General features: G+C 64.9%; 17 protein-coding genes. 9 read left to right on the top strand and 8 right to left on the bottom strand.

Annotation, left to right across the window (positions count from 1 at the left end; genetic code table 11):
• Window positions 1–99: 99 nt before the first annotated feature.
• The 4 genes from DEBA_RS08265 to DEBA_RS08250 form a co-directional block, all read right to left on the bottom strand.
• Window positions 100–1,434: a uroporphyrinogen decarboxylase family protein gene (locus DEBA_RS08265; protein WP_013258472.1), complete on the bottom strand. Its 1,335-nt coding sequence runs from the start codon at window positions 1,432–1,434 to the stop codon at window positions 100–102.
• An 80-nt stretch (window positions 1,435–1,514) separates the two neighbouring features.
• The gene (locus tag DEBA_RS08260; protein WP_013258471.1) at window positions 1,515–2,156 is read right to left on the bottom strand and encodes a cobalamin B12-binding domain-containing protein; all 642 of its coding nucleotides are present in this window, start codon (window positions 2,154–2,156) and stop codon (window positions 1,515–1,517) included.
• 20 nt (window positions 2,157–2,176) lie between these two features.
• Window positions 2,177–2,986 carry a dihydropteroate synthase gene (locus DEBA_RS08255; RefSeq protein ID WP_013258470.1) on the bottom strand — a complete coding sequence of 270 codons (810 nt, stop codon included), beginning with the start codon at window positions 2,984–2,986 and terminating at the stop codon, window positions 2,177–2,179.
• 27 nt (window positions 2,987–3,013) lie between these two features.
• On the bottom strand, window positions 3,014–3,664 hold the full coding sequence (locus tag DEBA_RS08250) for a DUF1638 domain-containing protein (protein ID WP_013258469.1): 651 nt from the start codon (window positions 3,662–3,664) through the stop codon (window positions 3,014–3,016).
• A gap of 283 nt (window positions 3,665–3,947) precedes the next feature.
• On the opposite strand from DEBA_RS08250, the gene DEBA_RS08245 reads away from it, so the two are divergent.
• The 9 genes from DEBA_RS08245 (at window position 3,948) to DEBA_RS08205 (ending at window position 12,176) form a co-directional block, all read left to right on the top strand.
• The gene (locus tag DEBA_RS08245; RefSeq protein WP_148227821.1) at window positions 3,948–4,754 is read left to right on the top strand and encodes a GntR family transcriptional regulator; all 807 of its coding nucleotides are present in this window, start codon (window positions 3,948–3,950) and stop codon (window positions 4,752–4,754) included.
• Window positions 4,747–5,436, top strand: coding sequence for a cobalamin B12-binding domain-containing protein (locus DEBA_RS08240; protein ID WP_013258467.1), 690 nt, complete (start codon window positions 4,747–4,749; stop codon window positions 5,434–5,436). The genes DEBA_RS08245 and DEBA_RS08240 overlap by 8 nt, the downstream gene beginning before the upstream one ends.
• A gap of 386 nt (window positions 5,437–5,822) precedes the next feature.
• Window positions 5,823–7,166 carry an efflux RND transporter periplasmic adaptor subunit gene (locus DEBA_RS08235; protein WP_013258466.1) on the top strand — a complete coding sequence of 448 codons (1,344 nt, stop codon included), beginning with the start codon at window positions 5,823–5,825 and terminating at the stop codon, window positions 7,164–7,166.
• A 28-nt stretch (window positions 7,167–7,194) separates the two neighbouring features.
• Window positions 7,195–7,896, top strand: a complete 702-nt coding sequence (locus tag DEBA_RS18365; RefSeq protein ID WP_013258465.1) for an ABC transporter ATP-binding protein — start codon at window positions 7,195–7,197, stop codon at window positions 7,894–7,896.
• Entirely contained in the window at window positions 7,893–9,257 is a 1,365-nt protein-coding gene (locus DEBA_RS08225; RefSeq protein WP_013258464.1) for an ABC transporter permease, read from the top strand. Before DEBA_RS18365 ends, DEBA_RS08225 begins: the two co-directional genes overlap by 4 nt.
• Complete coding sequence (locus tag DEBA_RS08220) at window positions 9,250–10,752, top strand: efflux transporter outer membrane subunit (RefSeq protein ID WP_013258463.1); 1,503 nt, start codon at window positions 9,250–9,252, stop codon at window positions 10,750–10,752. Before DEBA_RS08225 ends, DEBA_RS08220 begins: the two co-directional genes overlap by 8 nt.
• A 36-nt stretch (window positions 10,753–10,788) precedes the next feature.
• Entirely contained in the window at window positions 10,789–11,397 is a 609-nt protein-coding gene (cbiM, locus tag DEBA_RS08215) for a cobalt transporter CbiM (RefSeq protein ID WP_013258462.1), read from the top strand.
• Window positions 11,398–11,478: 81 nt separating this feature from the next.
• Complete coding sequence (locus tag DEBA_RS08210; RefSeq protein WP_013258461.1) at window positions 11,479–11,814, top strand: hypothetical protein; 336 nt, start codon at window positions 11,479–11,481, stop codon at window positions 11,812–11,814.
• A 29-nt stretch (window positions 11,815–11,843) separates the two neighbouring features.
• Window positions 11,844–12,176, top strand: a complete 333-nt coding sequence (locus tag DEBA_RS08205) for a glycosyltransferase family protein (RefSeq protein ID WP_013258460.1) — start codon at window positions 11,844–11,846, stop codon at window positions 12,174–12,176.
• A gap of 92 nt (window positions 12,177–12,268) precedes the next feature.
• Here DEBA_RS08205 and DEBA_RS08200 read toward each other — a convergent pair whose 3' ends face one another.
• From DEBA_RS08200 to DEBA_RS08185, 4 genes are all read right to left on the bottom strand, one after another.
• Window positions 12,269–13,651 (bottom strand): APC family permease, encoded by a 1,383-nt coding sequence (locus DEBA_RS08200; RefSeq protein WP_013258459.1) that lies wholly within the window; start codon window positions 13,649–13,651, stop codon window positions 12,269–12,271.
• A gap of 25 nt (window positions 13,652–13,676) precedes the next feature.
• Window positions 13,677–14,540, bottom strand: a complete 864-nt coding sequence (locus tag DEBA_RS08195; protein WP_013258458.1) for a DUF4198 domain-containing protein — start codon at window positions 14,538–14,540, stop codon at window positions 13,677–13,679.
• A gap of 52 nt (window positions 14,541–14,592) precedes the next feature.
• Window positions 14,593–16,233 carry an SAM-dependent methyltransferase gene (locus DEBA_RS08190; protein ID WP_013258457.1) on the bottom strand — a complete coding sequence of 547 codons (1,641 nt, stop codon included), beginning with the start codon at window positions 16,231–16,233 and terminating at the stop codon, window positions 14,593–14,595.
• A gap of 65 nt (window positions 16,234–16,298) precedes the next feature.
• Complete coding sequence (locus tag DEBA_RS08185; RefSeq protein ID WP_043814069.1) at window positions 16,299–18,440, bottom strand: TonB-dependent receptor; 2,142 nt, start codon at window positions 18,438–18,440, stop codon at window positions 16,299–16,301.
• Window positions 18,441–18,546: the final 106 nt, after the last annotated feature.

Below are 18,546 nucleotides of genomic sequence, written 5' to 3'. Positions count from 1 at the left end.
GCCAGGCCAAGGTCAACCTTTGCCCGTCGCGCCCACGCGGGAAAGCATGCCCATGGCCTACCGCAAGGGACGACCGCCCCGCGCGGGCGCGGCCGGCCGTCAATATTTGCCAAACTCCATGCCCGCGTCAACAAAAGCCTTCATCGTCGCATCCTTGGCCTCATCCAGGGCGCAGCCGATGCTGAGCATGTAGCCACCGTCGCCGGCCGCCACGTCCAGCAGCTTCTTGGTCTCCTCGCGGACCTGCTCGGGCGTGCCGGTGAGGAGCAACGACACCGAGAAGCCGCCGCCGATGCAGACCTTGCCGCCCAGGATCTGGCGGGCCTTGGCCATGTCGGTGCGGTCGAACAGATAGAGGCAGCGGATGTCGGAGGTTTCGGCCAGATACTCCAGACGCTGGTTGTAGCCGCCCTCCACGAAGCAGCAAGGCACGCAACCGTGCTCGGCCAGGCCGTACATCACGGCCTTGAGGGTGGGCCAATAATACTTCTGGAACTGCTCGTCGGACATGAAGCCGTCGGCCCCCTTGTGCAGGGGGATGAAGACCATGGGGTTGTTGTTGGCCACCGCGCCGCTGACGCCGGTGGTGATCATCGGCCGCACCAGGCGTTCGACGGCCTCCAGCACCTTTTGCGGCCGGCGGTAGAGGTCCATCATCAGGGGCGTGGTGCCACGGAAAGAGTCGCTGAGCACGTCAAAGGGGGCCTTGGTCGCGCCGCCGGCGTAGAACGGATAGCCGTGGCCCATGATCTGGCCCAGATAGGGGCCAAGCGCATTGATCCACTCGAAGCACAGGCGGCTGGCCTCCATCAGGGCCTTGAGGGCCTCCTGGGCCGGCGGCGTTCCCAGCGAGATCAGCCACGACGAACTCATGGGCAGCTCCATCGTGCCATAGATCGGGGCCATGTCGGCCAGGGCGGCCAGGGCGGCGTGGGTCTTGGGGATCCACGAACGCAGCCAAAAGTCGGTGGGGTCGGTGATCAGATGGTCGTACTCGTCGGCCTTCATGTATTCTTTTTCGACAAACTGGTACGACAGGTGCTCGGGCACGCCGTGGCCGGGCCACTTGTAGAGTTGATAGCCCAGCGCCTCCAGGGTGGGGCCGTACATGATCATGGGCGCGGCGCCAGCGGCGTCGGCGTCATACTTCAGCGCGAAATCCAAAAAGGCCTTGCCCACCGCGTGGGGGTCGTACATGGCCTGCTTGCCGCCATAGCCGGCCAGCATGGTCGGCGCGAAGGTGGTCAGCGGCACGATCGGCACGCGCTGGGGCGACTTCACCAACTGGAAGGCGTCGCACATCAGTTTGGCGCGGGCCTGGTAACCGGCCTTGGCCTTTTCGTCGACAAAGGGCACGCCTTCACCGCTGGCCCATTGGGCCAAAAAGGCGTCCTGTCGTTGCGCCGGGGTCATCTTGTCCCAACCGTCAGTCATGGTTTTTCTCCCTCTCTGCCATAAGCGGGGCATTGCGCGTCATCCACGGGCCTTGGGATGACGGCCATTGGCGTCGCCGGTCAGGCCAGCCAGCCCTTGCAGTAGTTGACGCCGGCCACCGCGTCGGTGACAAAGGCGTCGGCGCCCACGTACTTGCACACCTGCTCGTCCATCTGGCCGCCGCCGATGATCACCTTGATCTTGTCGCGCAGGCCCTCGGCCTGGAGCTTTTCGACCACCTGCTTCATGGGATCGAAAGCCAGGGTCAGCAGGCCGCTGAGGCCGATGATGTCGGCCCCGAAATCCTTGGCCTCGGCGATGATGCGATCGGCGGGCACATCCACGCCCAAGTCTCGCACTTCCAGGCCGCCCAGGTCCATCATCATGGCCACGATATTCTTGCCGATGTCGTGGATGTCGCCTTCGACGGTGGCGATGACCACCTTGCCCAGGCGTTGCTTGCCCTGGCCGCCGCTCTGGTCGGCCAACAGGGGCTTGATGATCTCGGAAGCGGCCTTCATCATCTCGCCGGACATGATCAGCTCGGGGATGAAGTAAAGCTGTTGCTCGAAGCGCTTGCCGATCTCCTCCAGGGCGGCCTGATAGGCGTCGAAGACCGCCAAGGGCGGCGTTCCGTCGGCCAGGAGCTTCTTGGTCAAGGCCATGGCCTCGTCCTCGCGCATCTCGACGACTGCACTTACAAGTTCTTTCAAATCAGCCATTTATGGGCCTCCTTAACTGGCTAATTGGTTTTAGGGCCGATTCGGCCGGACCGGTAGGCCCGACTGAAGTTTTGGCAGAATTTGTCCTTGCCCACCAGCATCTCGGCGGCCAGCATCACCCCCAGCAACTGGTGGTCGTTGGGGTCGACAATGGCGCTGTCGAGCCCGTGCATGATGCACATGCCCAAAAAGGTCTGGTTGATCAGCGGCCGCAGGGGCATGCCAAAGGAGATGTTGCTCAGCCCACAGGTGATGTGGGCCGCCGGATAGGCCTGGCGGGTCTTGGCGATGGCGTCGAAGGTGATCAGGCCGTTGTTGGTGCCGGTGCTGATGGCCGTCACCAGGGGGTCGACGTGCAGTTGATCCTCGGCCAGGCCGCCGTCCTTGGCCAGGCCCACCAGGCGGTGGACGATCTCCAGGCGGCCTTCGCTGGTGGCCGGGATGCCCACCTTGTCGTCGAGGGCCAGCAGGATCAGGCCGGTCTTGTGCTCCAGGGCCAGGGGCAAAACGCCGTCGATGCGCGGTTGCTCGCCGCTGACGGAGTTGATGATGGGCGTTTTGTTCACCAGGGCCAGGCCGGCCTTGAGGGCCTTGGGGTTGGCGCTGTCCAGGCACAGGGGCAGTTCACAGGCCTCTTGGATGGTCTCGACCAGCCAAGCCATGTCATCGGGCTCGCGCTCGGGCGAGGTGCCGGCGTTGACATCCAGGTAGTGGCTGCCGGCCTGGGCCTGGCTCTGGGCCAGTTCCTTGATGAAGGCCGCGTCGCGTTCGCGGATGGCCTGGGCCACCGCCTTGCGCGTGCCGTTGATTTTTTCTCCAATAATTATCATGTCTTCACCTGTTTTCTTAAATCTTATCTAGAACAACGGTATCGGGCTGCCCGGCGGCGCGATGACAAACTCGTCCTCGCTCCACGGCCCGCGCAGCAGGCGCGTCAACAGCCCCAGATCGGTTTGCCGCCGCATCAGTTCCAAGTCGTATTCCTCGGCCAGGGCCTGGCAACGCTGGCGGGCCTGGCCCTCGTCGCCGTGGCCGGCCAGCAGCACCAGGGCGTCGTAGTGGTGCAGCGCCGCCTTGATCAGCCCCTTGCGCCGCTGGGGCGGGATGCGATCCAGGCCTTTTTTCATCTGCTCGAAGATGTTGAGCTCGGTGTCGAGCCAGCGGGGCTCCAGGAAATAGCAGCCCGCCCTGTCGGCCAGGATGCGCCGATGCCTGGCCCGCGAGCCCAGCAACGCGCCCACGCAGTCGTCGACCCGGGGCAGCACCAGTGTGCTCTTGGCCGAACAAACGCCCTCCAGCCCCCGGCCGCACAGGCCATAACCAAAGGCGATGGTCAGGCCCGGCTCCTCCAACTCGGCCACGGTCTCCTGAAGCTTTTCGCGCAGGCGCTCGGGCTTCAGATGCAGGGCGATATCCATGACCGTGCACGAAGCCCCTTCCCCGGCCAGGGCCTGCATCACGTGGGCCAGGGCGTTGCAAGTGACAATTTTGAGGCGATCGTCGGTCAAGTCATTCTCCTGTTGCCGTCCTGCCTATATATTATTATAGTCTTATAGAAGAGCGCCACAGAAAAATGAACATGGTTCGATTTTTTGCGCGTATTTTCACCAGCCCGGCTTAACGAGCTGATAACCAAGCAGTTTTAAAATGGGTGCGTTTGCGTTATAGTCTGTGACAAGACAGGCCGTCGGGCCGGCGGCGTTGGGGGCCAAGGGCCGTTGACGCGATCCGACGGCGTGCAATATATTTTTAAAACGGCAATCAACTCAGTCACAAGTGGTCGCCATGGTCATGCCCAAAAATGCAGCCCGGAATAACCAGGCGTATTTACTAAATAAATCTGGAGCGCAAGCCATAGCCGAGCACAAGATCGACAAGTCGTCCAGCCTGCCCGCCTACGCCCAGATGGCCAACATCCTGCGCCAGAAGATTTCCACCGGCGCTTACGCCCCCGGCGACAGGCTGCCGGCCGAATCGGCCCTGGCCAAGACTTTCGGCGTCAGCGCCATGACCGCCCGCCAGGCCGTCACCGTGCTGGAGGAAGAAGGCCTGGTGCGGCGGGTGCAGGGCAGCGGCACCTTCGTGCGCAAGATCGGCGTGGCGGCCAGCTATTTCGGCCTGGACGCCTTGGGCCAGGTGCTGGCCGACGAGGCAAACCTGGCCGTGCGCATCGTCAACGCCTCGGTCAAGCGCACGCCCGGCCTGGAAAAAACCCTGTTGGGCCTGAAGGACTCCGACCCGGTTATTCTGGTCGAGCGGGTGATCATGCACCGCGACGAGCCCTTCACCCTGCATGTGTCCTTCACCAGCTTCGATCCAGCCTCGCCCACCGTCGAGGCCATGCTCGACACCGTGGTTCTCACCGGGCTGATTTTCCAGGAAGGCTACTCCAACTTCAAAAAAGGCGAATTGCGCTTGATCCCCACCATCCTCGGCCCGCGCGAGGCCAGGCTGCTGCGCATGGAGCCGGGCCGCAGCGTGTTCAAGCTCGAGCACTTGTTCCACGACTTCGACGACCGGCCGGCGGCCTTTGGCTGGTTTATCGTCAGCCACGAAAAGATGCCCCTGGTCAGCCGGGTGGGGGTGTGGCATGACTGAGCAAGCGCAAAACCCCGCGGCCGGCGCCAAGGATCTGCGCCTGCAACGCCTGGTCGGCCAGATCGCCGAGCTCAACGAGGACGCCTGCCTGGCCGAACTGAAACGACTGCTGGACGAGGGCGTCGATCCCACCGAACTGCTGACCTGCTTCATGGAAGGCATGCGCCGGGTGGGCGAAATGTTCGAAACCGGACGCTATTTCATCGCCGCCCTGATCATGGCCGGCGAAATCATGCGCGCGGCCATGGAGGCGCTCAGCCCCCATCTGGGCCAACGCGCCACTACCGGCGGCGGCGGCAAGATCATCATCGGCACCATCCAGGGCGACATCCACGACCTGGGCAAGAACCTCTTTTCGCTGTTGCTGAGCTGCCACCAGTTCGAGGTCGTCGACCTGGGCGTGGACGTCTCGCCCCAGACGTTCCTGGAAAAGGCCATCGAGCACAAGCCCGACCTGATCGGCATAAGCTGCGTGTTGACCACCAGCGTGCCCAGCCTGAAAGAAGCCGTGGAGTTGTTGCGCGACCAACTGCCCAAGCCTGCCCCGCCGGTGATCATCGGCGGCACCTGCCTGGACGAACGCATGGCCCGCTTCGTGGGCAGCGACCTGTGGGCCAGCGACGCGGCCAACGGGCTCAAGATCTGCCAAAACGCGCTCAAGTGGCGCACCGAGGCCGACTGAGGCGGCGCATCGCCGATGACGTCTGGACAACATGCCGTAACCACGCGACAAAATCATCAGGCCACGTCTTTCCCCGCCGCCGCCACCTTTTTATGCACCGGCCTATCGCGCCCTGTGCAAAGATTTCACGCCACCTCGAGCGACAGCCAGGTCGCCCAACTCAGCCCGCGACCGACGGCGTGAAAAAGCCGTGGGCGCGGCGAAGTTTGGCCGGCTATCTTAAGCTATCGCAAGCGGTTAACCACCAACGCCCCCGCCGTGGCCGGCCTGGGATCAGTTGAAAGCGCCCGCCCGCAACCGTCGACCGTGGCACGAAGATTGCTTTGCCTTCAGCCAGCCAACGAACGCGGACAACCGTTTATCGCCAACCGGAAACAAGGTATCTCATGAAACGGTTAACAAAAATCATTGGCGCGACGGCGGGCGGCGTGGCCGCCTTGCTGGGCGCGTTGTGGGCCTTCAGCCCGGACGACCAGGCCGCCGCCCCGTTCCGCACGGCCCGAGTGACCAAAGGCGACTTGGTTTCGACCATCGAGGCCACCGGCACCCTGGAGCCCGAGGACGTCATCGACGTGGGCGCCCAGGTCGGCGGCAAGATCATCTCCTTTGGCGTCGACGCCAACGGCAAGCCCATCGATTATTCTTCGCCGGTGGAGGCCGGCATGGTTCTGGCCAAGATCGACGACGCCCTTTATCAGGCCTCGGTCACCGAGGCCCAGGCCCAGGTCGCCGCATCCAAGGCCAGCCTGCAGAGCGCCCGCGCCGACCTGGAGCAACTCAAGGCCAAGTTCCGCCAGGCCGAGCGCGACTGGCAACGGGCCCGCAAACTGGGGCCGTCGGAGGCCATCTCCCAGGCCAGCTTTGATTCGTATCAATCAGCCTTCGAGGCGGCCAAGGCCAACGTGACCGTGGGCGAGGCGGCCATCCTCCAGGCCAAGGCCAGCCTGGCCCAGGCCGAGGCCGCCCTGTGGCGGGCCCAGCGCAACCTGGATTATTGCACCATCACCTCGCCGGTCAAGGGGGTGATCATCGACCGCCGCGTGGACATCGGCCAGACCGTCAACTCCAGCATGAGCGCCCCCAGCCTGTTTCTGATCGCCAAGGACTTGACCAAGATGGAGCTGTGGGTGGCCGTCAACGAGGCCGACATCGGCAGCATCCACCCCGGCCAAAAGGTCAGCTTCACCGTCGACGCCTTCCCCGGCCACGATTTCAGCGGCCAGGTCGGCAAGCTGCGACTCAACGCCTCCATGACCCAAAACGTGGTCAGCTACACCGTGGAGGTGCAGACCGACAACTCCGACGGCAAGCTCTTGCCCTACCTGACGGCCAATGTGTTGTTCGAAAAACAGCGTCAGGACGGCGCGCTGCTGGCGCCCAACGCGGCGTTGCGCTTCACGCCGGCCGACGAGTCGATCTCGCCGGACTTTCGCGAGCCGCAAAAGCAAGACCAGCCCGGCGCTCACGCCGGCGGCCAGGGCAAACGCGGCGTGATCTGGGTTCCCGATGGCGCTTACGCCCGGCCGCTGAAGGTGAAAGTGGGCGTCAGCGACGGCACGCACACGGCGATCAGCGGCCCGGACCTGAGCGAGGGCATGAGCGTAATCGTCGGCGGCGGCAGCCAAGGCGCGCGGACGCAAAGCGCTGCGGCCAGCCAGTCCGACGGCGCGGCCAGCCCCTTCACGCCCAAGATGCCCCGCCGGCCCGGCGGCGGCGGCCCGCCCCACTAAGCGCCGGTCGCGCCAAGGAGCATATCCTGTGCAACTGATAGAATTGCGCGAAATTACAAAGACTTATAACCTAGGCGAAGTCCAGGTTCCGGTGCTCAAGGGCGTCTCCCTGGGCGTGGCCCAGGGTGAGTTGGTGGCCTTGATGGGCGCTTCTGGCTCGGGCAAGAGCACGCTGATGAACATCATGGGTTGTCTGGACCGGCCCAGCGCGGGCCAGTATCTGCTCGACGGCCGCGACGTGGCCGGCTTTTCGGCCGATCAGCGGGCCAGGCTGCGCAACCGGAAAATCGGCTTCGTCTTCCAGAACTTCAGCCTGCTGCCGCGCACCAGCGCCCTGGAAAACGTCGCCATGCCCCTGGCCTACGCCGCCGACCAGCCCGGCGACCGCCAGGCCCGCAAACGGGCCGCCGAGATGCTCGAACGCGTGGGCCTGGCTCAACGCATGCACCACGAGCCCAATCAGCTCTCGGGCGGCCAACAGCAGCGGGTGGCCATCGCCCGGGCCCTGATCAATCGGCCCGAGCTGCTCCTGGCCGACGAGCCCACCGGCAACCTGGACTCCAAAACCAGCCAGGAAGTGCTGCAAATGTTTGCCAAACTCAACGAAGAAGACGGCATCACCATCATCCTGGTGACTCACGACGCCGAGGTGGCCCGTCACGCCAAGCGCACCATCGCCATCAGCGACGGCGTCATCGTCGCCGACGGCGCGGAGGGCGAGGCGTCATGAAGCTCATCGGCGCATCGCGCATGGCCCTCAAGGCCCTGGGCCGCAACCCCATGCGGGCCATGCTCACCACCCTGGGCATCGTCATCGGCGTGGGAGCGGTCATCGCCATGATGGAGATCGGCCAGGGTTCGTCCACCGCCCTGCAAAAAAGCATCGCCACCATGGGCGCCAACGTGATCCTGGTGCGGCCCGGCGCCTTGCAGACCCACGGCGTCAGCGGCGGCGCGGCCAGCGGCACCACACTCACGCCCAAGGACGCCGAGGCCATCAAGCGCGAATGCGAAAGCGTGCGCCTGAGCGCGCCGGTGGTCCGCGCCCGCACCCAGGTCGTCTATGGCAACCGCAACTGGGCCCCCTCCAACATGTTCGGCACCACGCCGGAGTTTCTGGTCATCCGCGCCTGGGGGGCCATGTCCGAGGGCGAGATGTTCACCGACCAGGACGTGGCCGGGGCCAGGCGCGTGTGCGTGCTGGGTCAGACCGTGGCCCGCGAGCTGTTCCAGGGCCAGTCGCCGGTGGGCAAAAGCGTGCGCATCAAGGATGTGGCCTTCAAGGTCGTGGGCGTTCTGGGCGTCAAGGGGGCCAACATGATGGGCATGGACCAGGACGACGTGCTGGTGGCCCCCTGGACGACGATCAAATACCGCGTGGCCGGCTCCAAGCTGGGCAGCACCAACCAAAGCGCCAGCAGCGGCGACAGCGACAGCACCTCCGGCAGCTACTACCCCAGTGAACAGACCAGCCTCTACCCAGAGCAATCCAGCACCCAGGCCCAAAACACCCCCATCACCAGCCGCATCAGCGACGTCGACGAGATCATGGTCTCGGCCTGGAGCGCCGCGGAGATAAACACGGCCGTCGACGAGATCAGCCAACTGCTGCGTCAACGCCACCGCATCCGCCCCGGTCAGGACGACGACTTCACCATCCGCAACATGACCGAACTGACCGACACCCTCTCCTCCACCGCCACCCTCATGGCCAACCTGCTCTTGAGCGTGGCCATGATCTCGCTGGTGGTGGGCGGGGTGGGCATCATGAACATCATGCTGGTCTCGGTCACCGAGCGCACGCGGGAGATCGGCCTGCGCATGGCCGTGGGCGCGCGGGGCAGCGACATCTTGCGCCAGTTTCTGGTGGAAGCGGTGGTGTTGTGCCTGGCCGGCGGGGCGCTGGGCATTGTGCTGGGCCACGGCGGATCAAGCCTGGTGCGGCTGGTGCTGAAATGGCCGGTGGAGACATCCATCGAGGCCATCGTGTTGGCCGTGGCGGTTTCGGCGGCCATCGGCGTGATTTTCGGATTCTACCCGGCGTGGCGAGCGTCACGCCTGGACCCCATTGAGGCATTGCGTTATGAATAAGCTTGCGAAACCAACGCCGCGCGGCCGACGGACCCTGTCGGCCGCGGCCCTGGGCCTGTGCCTGGGCCTGTTGGCCGGTTGCGCCGTGGGGCCGGATTTCCAGCCGCCCCAGGTCGAAACGCCGGCCAAGTGGTCGGCCGAACAGGCCGCCAAGCCCCAAAGCGACCAGAACGTGGACTTGACCGCGTGGTGGCGAGCCTTCGACGACCCGCTGCTGGAGTCGCTGATCCAACGAGCCGTGGCCGCCAACCCGGATCTCAAGCTGGCCGAAGCCAGGGTGCGCCAGGCCATGGCCCAACGCGGCGTGTCCTTGGCCGCCCTTGGCCCCAGCCTGGACGCGTCTGGCTCCTACAGCCGCGGGCAATCCCGCACATCCAGCGGCGGTCAATACGCCGGCTCGAACATCGGCGACCAATACGTGGCCGGCTTCGACGCCAGCTGGGAGCTGGACATCTTTGGCGGCGCGCGGCGCGGCCTGGAGTCGGCCGACGCCCAGATCCGCGCCAACGTCGAGGACCGCCGCGACGTGCTGGTGACACTCACCGCCGAGGTGGCCAGCAACTACCTGGCCCTGCGCACCACCCAACAGCGCATCGACGTGGCCCAAAACAACCTGGCCGCCCAACAGCGCACCGCCCAGATCACCATCAAGCGCTATCAGGCCGGCTTTGCCAATGGCCTGGAATCGGCCCAGGCCCAGGCCCAGGTCGCCTCCACCGCCGCCCAGATCCCCGCTCTGGAGGCCACCGCCCGCCAGACCATGCACAACATCGCCATCCTCCTGGGCCAGCCGCCGGCGGCCCTGGTCGCCGAGCTTTCGGCCGCCGCGCCCGCGCCCCTGACCCCGCCGACCCCGCCCTTGGGTCTGCCCGCCGATCTGCTGCGCCGCCGGCCCGACATCCGCCGCGCCGAGGCCGAAATCCACGTGGCCACGGCCAACATCGGCGTGGCCACCGCCGAGCTGTTTCCCAAAATCAACATCATCGGCTCCAGCGGTTATTCGGCCAGCCAAGCCGCCTCGTGGTTCACGCCGGCCAACCTGATCTGGTCGTTCGGGCCGTCGGTCAGTTGGAATCTGTTCGGCTCGGGCCGCACCAAGGCGCAAATCGAGGTGCAGAAAATGCTGGAAGAACAGGCGGTGATAGCCTATCGTCAGACAGTGTTGACGGCCATGCGGGAGGTCGAGGACGCCCTCATCGTCTCCGGCAAGGAGGTCCAGCGCCGCGCCCTGCTCGCCCAGGCCGTGCAGGCCAACCAAAAGGCCGTGGCCCTCTCGCTGGAGCTTTACACCCAAGGTCACGGCGATTTTCTCAGCGTCCTGGAGGCCCAGCGCTCGCTTTATTCGGCCCAGGACTCCCTGGCCCAGAGCGCCGGCGGCGCGGCCACCGACATGGTGGCCCTCTACAAGGCCCTGGGCGGCGGCTGGCGGGAAAACGACGCCGACGATGGCCGGCAAGCCAAGGCAAAAGACGAGGCGAACGCCGCGGCCCAATAATCGGCCCACGGCGAACCAAAATAAAGGAGCCCAAAAATGCATATCGCCGACGGAGTGCTTTCGGGGCCGGTCCTGGCCGCCGGGGCCGCGCTGAGCGCGGGCGGCACGGCCTGGGGCCTGCGCAAGATCAACGTGGAAAACCTGCCGCGCACGGGGCTGTTGGCGGCGGCGTTTTTCGTGGCCAGCCTGGTGCACGTGCCGGTGGGGCCATCCAGCGTGCATTTGCTGCTCAACGGCCTGGTGGGAATCATGCTGGGCTGGGCGGCTTTCCCGGCCATCCTGGTGGCGCTGACCCTGCAAGCGATCCTGTTTCAATTCGGCGGCCTGACCGTTTTGGGCGTCAACACGCTCAACGTGGCCCTGCCGGCCATATTTTGCCATTATCTGCTGGCCCGGCCGGTGCGCGGCGGCTCGCGCCTGGTTTGCATGCTTTCGGGCTTTTCGGCCGGGGCCCTGTCGGTGATGCTCACCGCGGCCATGACCGCCCTGTCGCTCTACCTCAGCGGCGACAGCTTCATCTCCACGGCCCAGGCCCTGCTGGTGGCCCATCTGCCGGTGGCGGCCATCGAGGGCGTGTTCACCGCGCTGGTGGTGGCCTATCTGCGCCAGGTGCGCTCGCAGGCCCTGGGCAGCCTGCTGATCTGATCCGGCTGACGCGCGCGGCGGGGCAATGCGACGCCTCGCCACGCGCCGCCACCAGCCCGGCGACCAGATGAGATGGGCAAAATGAGACAAGATGTGGTTGATTACGCCGACGGCCTATTGCCGGAGCTGGACGAGACCATGTTGGCCCCGGAGACGATCAGCCGCCGGGCCTATCGCCGCCAAGAACTGCACGAAGTCTGGCATGTGTTGACCGCCGAGGAGCGCGCCCTGGTGGCCCAGGCCGATCTGGCGCTGATCGCGGCGGCCGATATGGTGGCCGTGTACTGGCGCACAGACGACATCAAGCGCAACCGCGAAAAATACCAGCCGCCCAAGGAGGTCTGGTGGTGGTGGCTGCACGAGATCGCCGAAGGCGCCTTTCCCGCCGAATTGCTGCCAAAGGCCGCCCGGCCGTAAACCGCGCCCTCGGCCAGTGAGGTGGACACATGCGAGAAGTGGATGTCTACACTAGCTGCTTGTTGCCTGAGCTTGATGATGGCCTGATCGTGCCGGAAACGGTAAGTCGTATGGCCTATTTTCGCCAAGGAATCGCCGATGTTTGGGATGAATTGACCGCCGAGGAGCGCGCCCTGGTGGCCGCATCCGACGCCGTGCTGATTGACGCCGCCGACAAGGTTGCCGAGTTTTGGCGCGTTGACAGTGTTGCCTCCATCCGCGAGCGCGATCAGCCGCCCAAGGAGGCCTGGTGGTGGTGGCTGCACGAGATCGCCGAAGGCGCCTTTCCCGCCGAATTGCTGCCAAAGGCCGCCCGTCCGTAAGCCACGCCGTTTGCGCCACAAGCCGCCAGCCAGGTCACGGCCGGCGGCGAGGCGCTCATCGCCGCCGCGCCGCCGCGCCTCCCCCAGCCCGCTCAGGGCCGGCTTTCCTGGCCCCGCTCGGCCTCCAGGCCCATGGCCGTTTCCTGACTCTCCACGTCGCGACGGCTCCACCACAGATAAAACGGCACGCCCGAAAGGGTGATCAACAGGCCCATGGCCGCGTCCCAGGGGTTGTGCCAAAAGATGCGCGCGGCGATCCAGGCGTAGGCGGCCACAAAGGCCAACGTGGTGTAAGGATAGCCCCAGACCTTATAGGGCCGGGTCAGATCCGGCTTGCGCCGGCGCAGCACGAACACGCCCAAGGCCGTGGCCGTCGAGGTCAGCAGCATGAAAAAAACGGTGTAGGACAAAAGCTGATAAAAATTGCCCACCAGCACCAGCAGGCATGACAAAACCGTCTGCGCGCCGATGGCCCAATGGGGTGTCCTGAAGCGGGGATGCACCCTGGCCAGGCGAGCGGGGAAAACTTCGTCGCTGGCCATGGCGTAGTAGATGCGCGGCGCAGTCAGCACCACCGAATTGAGGCTGCCCAGAATGGCCACGATGATCATCAGCGAGACCAGGTTGGCCGCCCAAGGCCCGCCGAACAGGGCCAGGCAGGCCTGGCGAGCGATATCGACCACGCCGGCCATGCCGGGCACCGGCAAGGCGTAGATGTAGAGGGCGTTCATCAGCACATAAAGCGCCATGACCAAAAGGCTGCTGATGATCAGCGATATGGGCAATGATTTTTGTGGCTCCTTCAGCTCTCCGGCCACGTAGGCCGAGACAAACCAACCGCTGTAGGTGAAAAACACCGAGACCATGGCCGGCCCGAACAGATCGGCCAGCGAGGCGCTGGGCCCGTGGAAGTCGAAGTTGGCCCAGTCGCCCCGGCCCCAGATGAAGCCGGCCGCCGCCACCACGATGATCGTAAGCAGTCCCAGGCCGCTGACCGCGTTTTGCACCCGGCAGGCCCAGCGCACGCTGAAATAGTTCAGCGCCGAAAACAGCACGATCACCGCCAGGGCCACGACTTTTTTGGCCACCGGATATTCTGCCGGCCCCGCCGCCAGCGGTAGCAGATACTCCGCCAAGCCCAGGGCCAGGGCGGCGATGGAGCCGGGGTTGATGATGAAAAAGCCCACCCAGCCCACCAGAAAGCCGGCCAAGGGGCCGTAGGCCTCGCGCAGATAGACGTAATCGCCGCCGGCCCGGGGGAACGCCGCGCCCAATTCGCCGTAGGAAAGGGCTCCCAAAAGGGTCAACGCCCCGCCCAGCAGCCAGACGGCCATGATCAACCAAGCATCGGCAATGTCCCCGGCGATAAAACCGGTGGTGGTGAAAATACCCACGCCAACCACGTTGCCCACCACGATCATCACCGCGTCCAGCGGACGCAGCGCCCTTTCCAGGCCATTGCACTTGTCGCTCATGTTGATTACGTCGCTTTCGGTTTCGCTAGTTCACGTTGAAGGTGAAGCTGGTCTTGTACATGTTTTCGTCGCAGACCGACGGATCGGCGTAGGGCGTGGCGTGGCCGACCAGCACCAGCCACCAACCGGCCTGGTCCAGCTTGAGCGTGGCCTGGCCCTGGGCGTCGGTTTTGACCTCCACCGGGAAGTGCACGGCCGTCTTTTGCATGGCCTTCTGGCGGGCGGCCTCGCGGCGCGACAGGGGCTTATTGTCCTTGGGCGGCGCGGCCGCGCCGGCCGGCGGCTGGGGCTTGTAGCCGGCGTAGGTGGCAACCACCTTGGCCTCGGCCAGGGGCTTGCCCTCGAAAAGCACGCGCACCGGCAGGGCGTCGCCCTTTTTCACGGTGGCCAAGTCGGCCAAGGGCTGGATCTGCAAGGCCTGATCGGCCGCCATCACGAATTCCCCGCCGCCGGGGCCGGCCACCAGGGGCGCGTTGGCGCACATGGTGAACGACATGCACTTGGTCGCCCCGGGGTTTTGCTTTTTGTCGCCACGCCTCATGCCGTCCTTGGTGCGGCAGAAAAAGCCGGGCTTCGTCTGGGCCTGGACCATGTAGGCGCCGGGCTTGTCGACGGTGAGCTGGCGCGAGCCGGCCGACGGGCTTTGCACGGCCACGGCCTGGCCGTCGGGGCCCACCGCCGTCACGTCGATCTGCATGCCTTCCTTGAGCGGCTCGCCGGCCCGGTCGGCCGGGTAACCGTGGCCAAAGCCGATGTCGACTTTGACCGCATCACCAACGTTGGGCCGGGCGTTATCGGGGTTGAGCCACAGGTCGTGGGCCAGGGCCAGGGGCGCGCAAAGCAGCAGGCTCGCGCCCAACAGGGCCGTCATGATCAGCGATTTTTTCATTTCGTCCATCCGTTATGTGGGTAGCACATAATTTTACTATAGCCAAACAAAATTAGTACGGACTATCGTTGGTCAGAAAATCGCCCACGTAGAGCAGATGCTCAAAGGGCAGCTTCTGGCCCTCGACCTGCTGGAGCACGCCGCCCAGCGCGCCGCGCAGGACATGTTCTTCCTTGGCGTAGCCGGCGCTGAAGACGATGGCCACCGGCGTCTCGGGCGGGTAGGACTTGAGCAGGGCGTCGACGAATTTCTTGAACTCGGTGCGCATGGTGAACAGGACCATGGCCGCCTGGTGCTTGGCCATTTCCTCCACGCTCCAGCCCGAGGCCAGCAGCACCGAATGGCTGGACTTGCCTTCGGTGATCCCCGCGCCCACGGCGGCGTTGGCGGCGTTGAAGCAGCTCATACCCGGCACGGCCTCGGTGGGGATGTCACGCAGTTCGATGAGGCTCCACGAGCAGGGGCCGTAGATCAGCGGGTCGCCGCTGTCGAGCATGGCCACGGTCTGGCCCTTGGCCACGGCCTGGCGGACCATGGCGGCGAATTCGGCCTGCTTTTGCTGATACTCCTCGCAGCTCATGCGCTCGCGGGATTTTTCGGCGGCGGGGATCTTGCTGCAATCCTGGCCATAGAACGGGAACAGGCGGTAGTAGCCCTCCACCACGTTCTTGCCCGCCAACTCCTTGGCGAAGCGCTCCTTCATGCCCCGGCCCACAAAAATAAGATCGGCCTTTTTGATCACCTCCAGCGCCCGCAGCGTGGCCAGGTCGGCGTCGCCGGGGCCCATGCCCACCAGGTAATACTTGCCCTGGCCGGATTGCGCGCCGGGCGTGTCGGCCGGGTTGAACTGGGCCTTGGCCAGGGGCTGGCCCACGTAGACCAGGCAGTTCATGGCCTTCATGTCGCCCAGTTTCCGGCCGATGTCGGCGATCGTGCCCAGGGCGACCTTTTGCTTTTCCGCGCCGCCGGCGTTTTCGACCACGCCCACGGGCGTGTCGGCCGGATAGGCCTTGGCCAGGCGGGCCAGGAGCTTATCCATGTCGCGGGGCATGTAGATGACCATGGTGGCCTTTGGTTGGCCGGCCATGTTTTCGATGTTGTCTTTTTGGCCGGGCTTGTCAAAGGGCGCGGTGATGATCACCTCGCCCAGGCTGGCCTTGAGGGCGGCGTTGCCGGCGTTGAGGGCGCTTAGGCCGGGCACGACGGTGGGTTGCAAGTCTTTCAGGGCGATCAGCGTCCAGACGCCGGGGCCGTAGATGGTCGGGTCGCCGCCGCTGGTCATGACCACTTTCTTGCCCTGGGCCACGGCCTTTTGCACCATGGCCACGAACTCGGCTTGCAGCTTGTGGAATTCCTCGCAGCTCTTGCCCCAGCGCTTGCCCGCCTCGGCCGGAACCTTGGCGCAGTCCTTGCCGAAATAGGGGAAAGCCAGGCCGTAGCCGCCGATGATCTCCTTGCCGCTCAGGTCGACGTTGGCCGCGAGCATCTGTTTGGTTTTGTCGTCACAAAAAACGATGTCGGCCGCCTCGATGGCCGCCAACTGGCGCGGGGTCATCAAATCGGCCGCGCCCGGCCCCAGGCCCACCAGTTGATAACTGCCCTGCCCGGCGGCCAGGGCCAGCCCGGCGACGCTCAGGCACAGGGCCGCCGCCAAGGCGAGCATTCTGGCCAATTGTTTAACCTTGCCGTTCATTTTCGTTCCTTCCTCGGTGAAAAGCGACCCGCGTCGCCGCGGACGCGGGCCGCCCATGCTTTGCGTTACATGCTGAAGCTCAGGCCAACGCCATAGACGCGGTCGGTGGCCGGCCAGCCCCTGGCGTCCTGGTATTCCTCGTCAAAGAGATTGTCGATGAACACCCTGGCCGTGGCGTCGTGCAGCGGCCCCCACTGTTGGAACAGCCTCTGCCGGAAGCCGATGTTGACCAGGCTGTAGGCGTCGATGGACACCTTCCTGACGATCCACTCGTCCTCGGCGATCTCCTCGGAGTATTCGTTGACCTGCTTGTCTTGGAACTGGTAGTCCAACAGCACCGCGCTGCCCTTGATGATCTCGTAGCTCAGGCCGGCCTTGACCCGGTGCTTGGCGCGGTCGGCGGCCGCGTCCACGCCGGCCAACTCGTCGCCCTGGTTTTCCATGTCCAGATAGGCGTAACCCAGATAAAACGAGAGCTTTTCGGTGATGTTGCCGCTGAACTCCAGGTCGATGCCCTGGGTGATCATCTGGTCCAGGTTGATGAAGTAGTCCTTGCACTCCTGGCCGGGCTTGACCGGGTTGGATTTGCTGGGGGTGTATTTGGCGTAGGAGGTGTTGGAGGCGATGTAGTCGTTGATTGCATAGTAGAAGTAATCGAGCTTGGCGCGGACGTTGCCGAACAGGCGGCGCTCCAGGATGGCGTCCAGGCCCACGCCCTGCTCCGGGTCCAGCCAGGCGCCGGTGGGCCGGCCCTGGGGATTGTAGAGGCTGTGGCTGTCGGGCGCGTGCCAGATGCGGCTGACGCCCACGCTGAAGGAGGTGTCGCGCAGCCACAGGGCCAGGTCGTCCATCTGGTAGGTCAGGAAGCTTTTGGGCATCAGGCCGTCGAAGTTGCGCTCGATCCACTCGCCCTCGGTGGTGATGTAGCTGTTGCTGACCCAGATGGTGTCGTGCTCGTAGCGCAGGCCCAGGGTCAGCTTGAGGCGGGGGATGATCGTCCACTCGTGTTGGGCGGCCATGCCCAGGATGCGCAAGCGCTTGTCCTTGTCGCCGGTGTCCTTGCCGCCGTCCCAGGCCTGCTGGCCGTCCAGGGCCACGGTCGTGACGTGATTGGGCGCAAAGCTGAACTTGTCTTGCAGCTTGGCCCCGGTCTGATACCAGCGGGTGAACAGCTCGCTCAGCTTGCCGTTGTTGTAGTAGGCGCGGTTTTTATATTCCTCGCCATAGTAGGCGTCCAACGAGACATCGCCGATGGCCCACGGCTGTTGATAATCCAACCGCAGGCGCTTGCTGTCGCCGTTCCAGGTGGGGTTCTGGCTCATGTTGCGCGCCGAATTGGTCACGGTGGGATAATCGCTGTCGTAGTCGGAGCTGTTGGGATCGTTGTTGACGGGGTCGTTGCGCTTGTTGTCGGTGTAGGAGCCGGTCAGGGCGACGTAGCCGCCCGAGGGGATCACGTAGCCCGCGCGGCCCACGCCCGTGCTGATCTCGGCCTCGCTGTTGCGCAGATAGCCGTCGGTTTTATAGTATTGGAAGCCCACGTCGTAGGTGAACTGGTCGGCGCTGCCCTGGCCGGAGAGGTTGTAGTTCTGCGTGTTGTACGACTTGTACGAACCGCTGAACTTGACGTCGGGCTTGGCGCTTTCCTTGAGCATCGGCGCGCGGGAGACCAGGTTGACCACGCCGCCGATGCTCTTGGCCGGATAGAGCGCCCAGTGCGGGCCGGGCAACACTTCGATCTTTTCGACCAAAAACGGCGGCAAGGTGGCGTAGTCCACGCTGTTGTTGGCGTTGCGGCCGCCGGTCTTGCGCAGGTCCACCCCGTCGACGGCCATGGTGAAGCGGTTGGTGTCCCAGGCGCGCATGTTGAAGCTGTCGGAGCCCGGCACCAGATCGGAGGTGTCACGGTAATCGAACATGATCAGGTTCTTCATATAGTCGCCGATGTTTTGCGGCGTGTCGATGGTCAGGTAGTCGTCGAGCACGATGGTGGAGGCCTCCGGCGTCAGCTCCACCTGCTGGCCGGCTTGTTGGCCGGTGACCACGATCTGGTCGAGTTTGTGGACTTGTTTTTCCTCGCCGGCGGCCTTGGCCTCGGCGGTCGCCTCGTCGGCGGCCCAGGCGGCTGGCGTGGCGCAGGCCATGGTCAATAGAGTGGTGGCGATCAAGGCCTTGCCCACGGCCTTGAGCATTGCGTGACAGCGCATGCGTACTTCCCCCTTGGCGGCCCGCGTCACGGCGCGCCGCCCTCCCGCCGCCCACGCCCGGAATCGCATCCGGACGAAATCATGGGCGGCAAATTTCAGGTTGGTT

The organism is Desulfarculus baarsii DSM 2075, from assembly GCF_000143965.1.
Classification (GTDB): domain Bacteria; phylum Desulfobacterota; class Desulfarculia; order Desulfarculales; family Desulfarculaceae; genus Desulfarculus; species Desulfarculus baarsii.
This window is presented reverse-complemented; position numbering and strand designations above follow the sequence as displayed.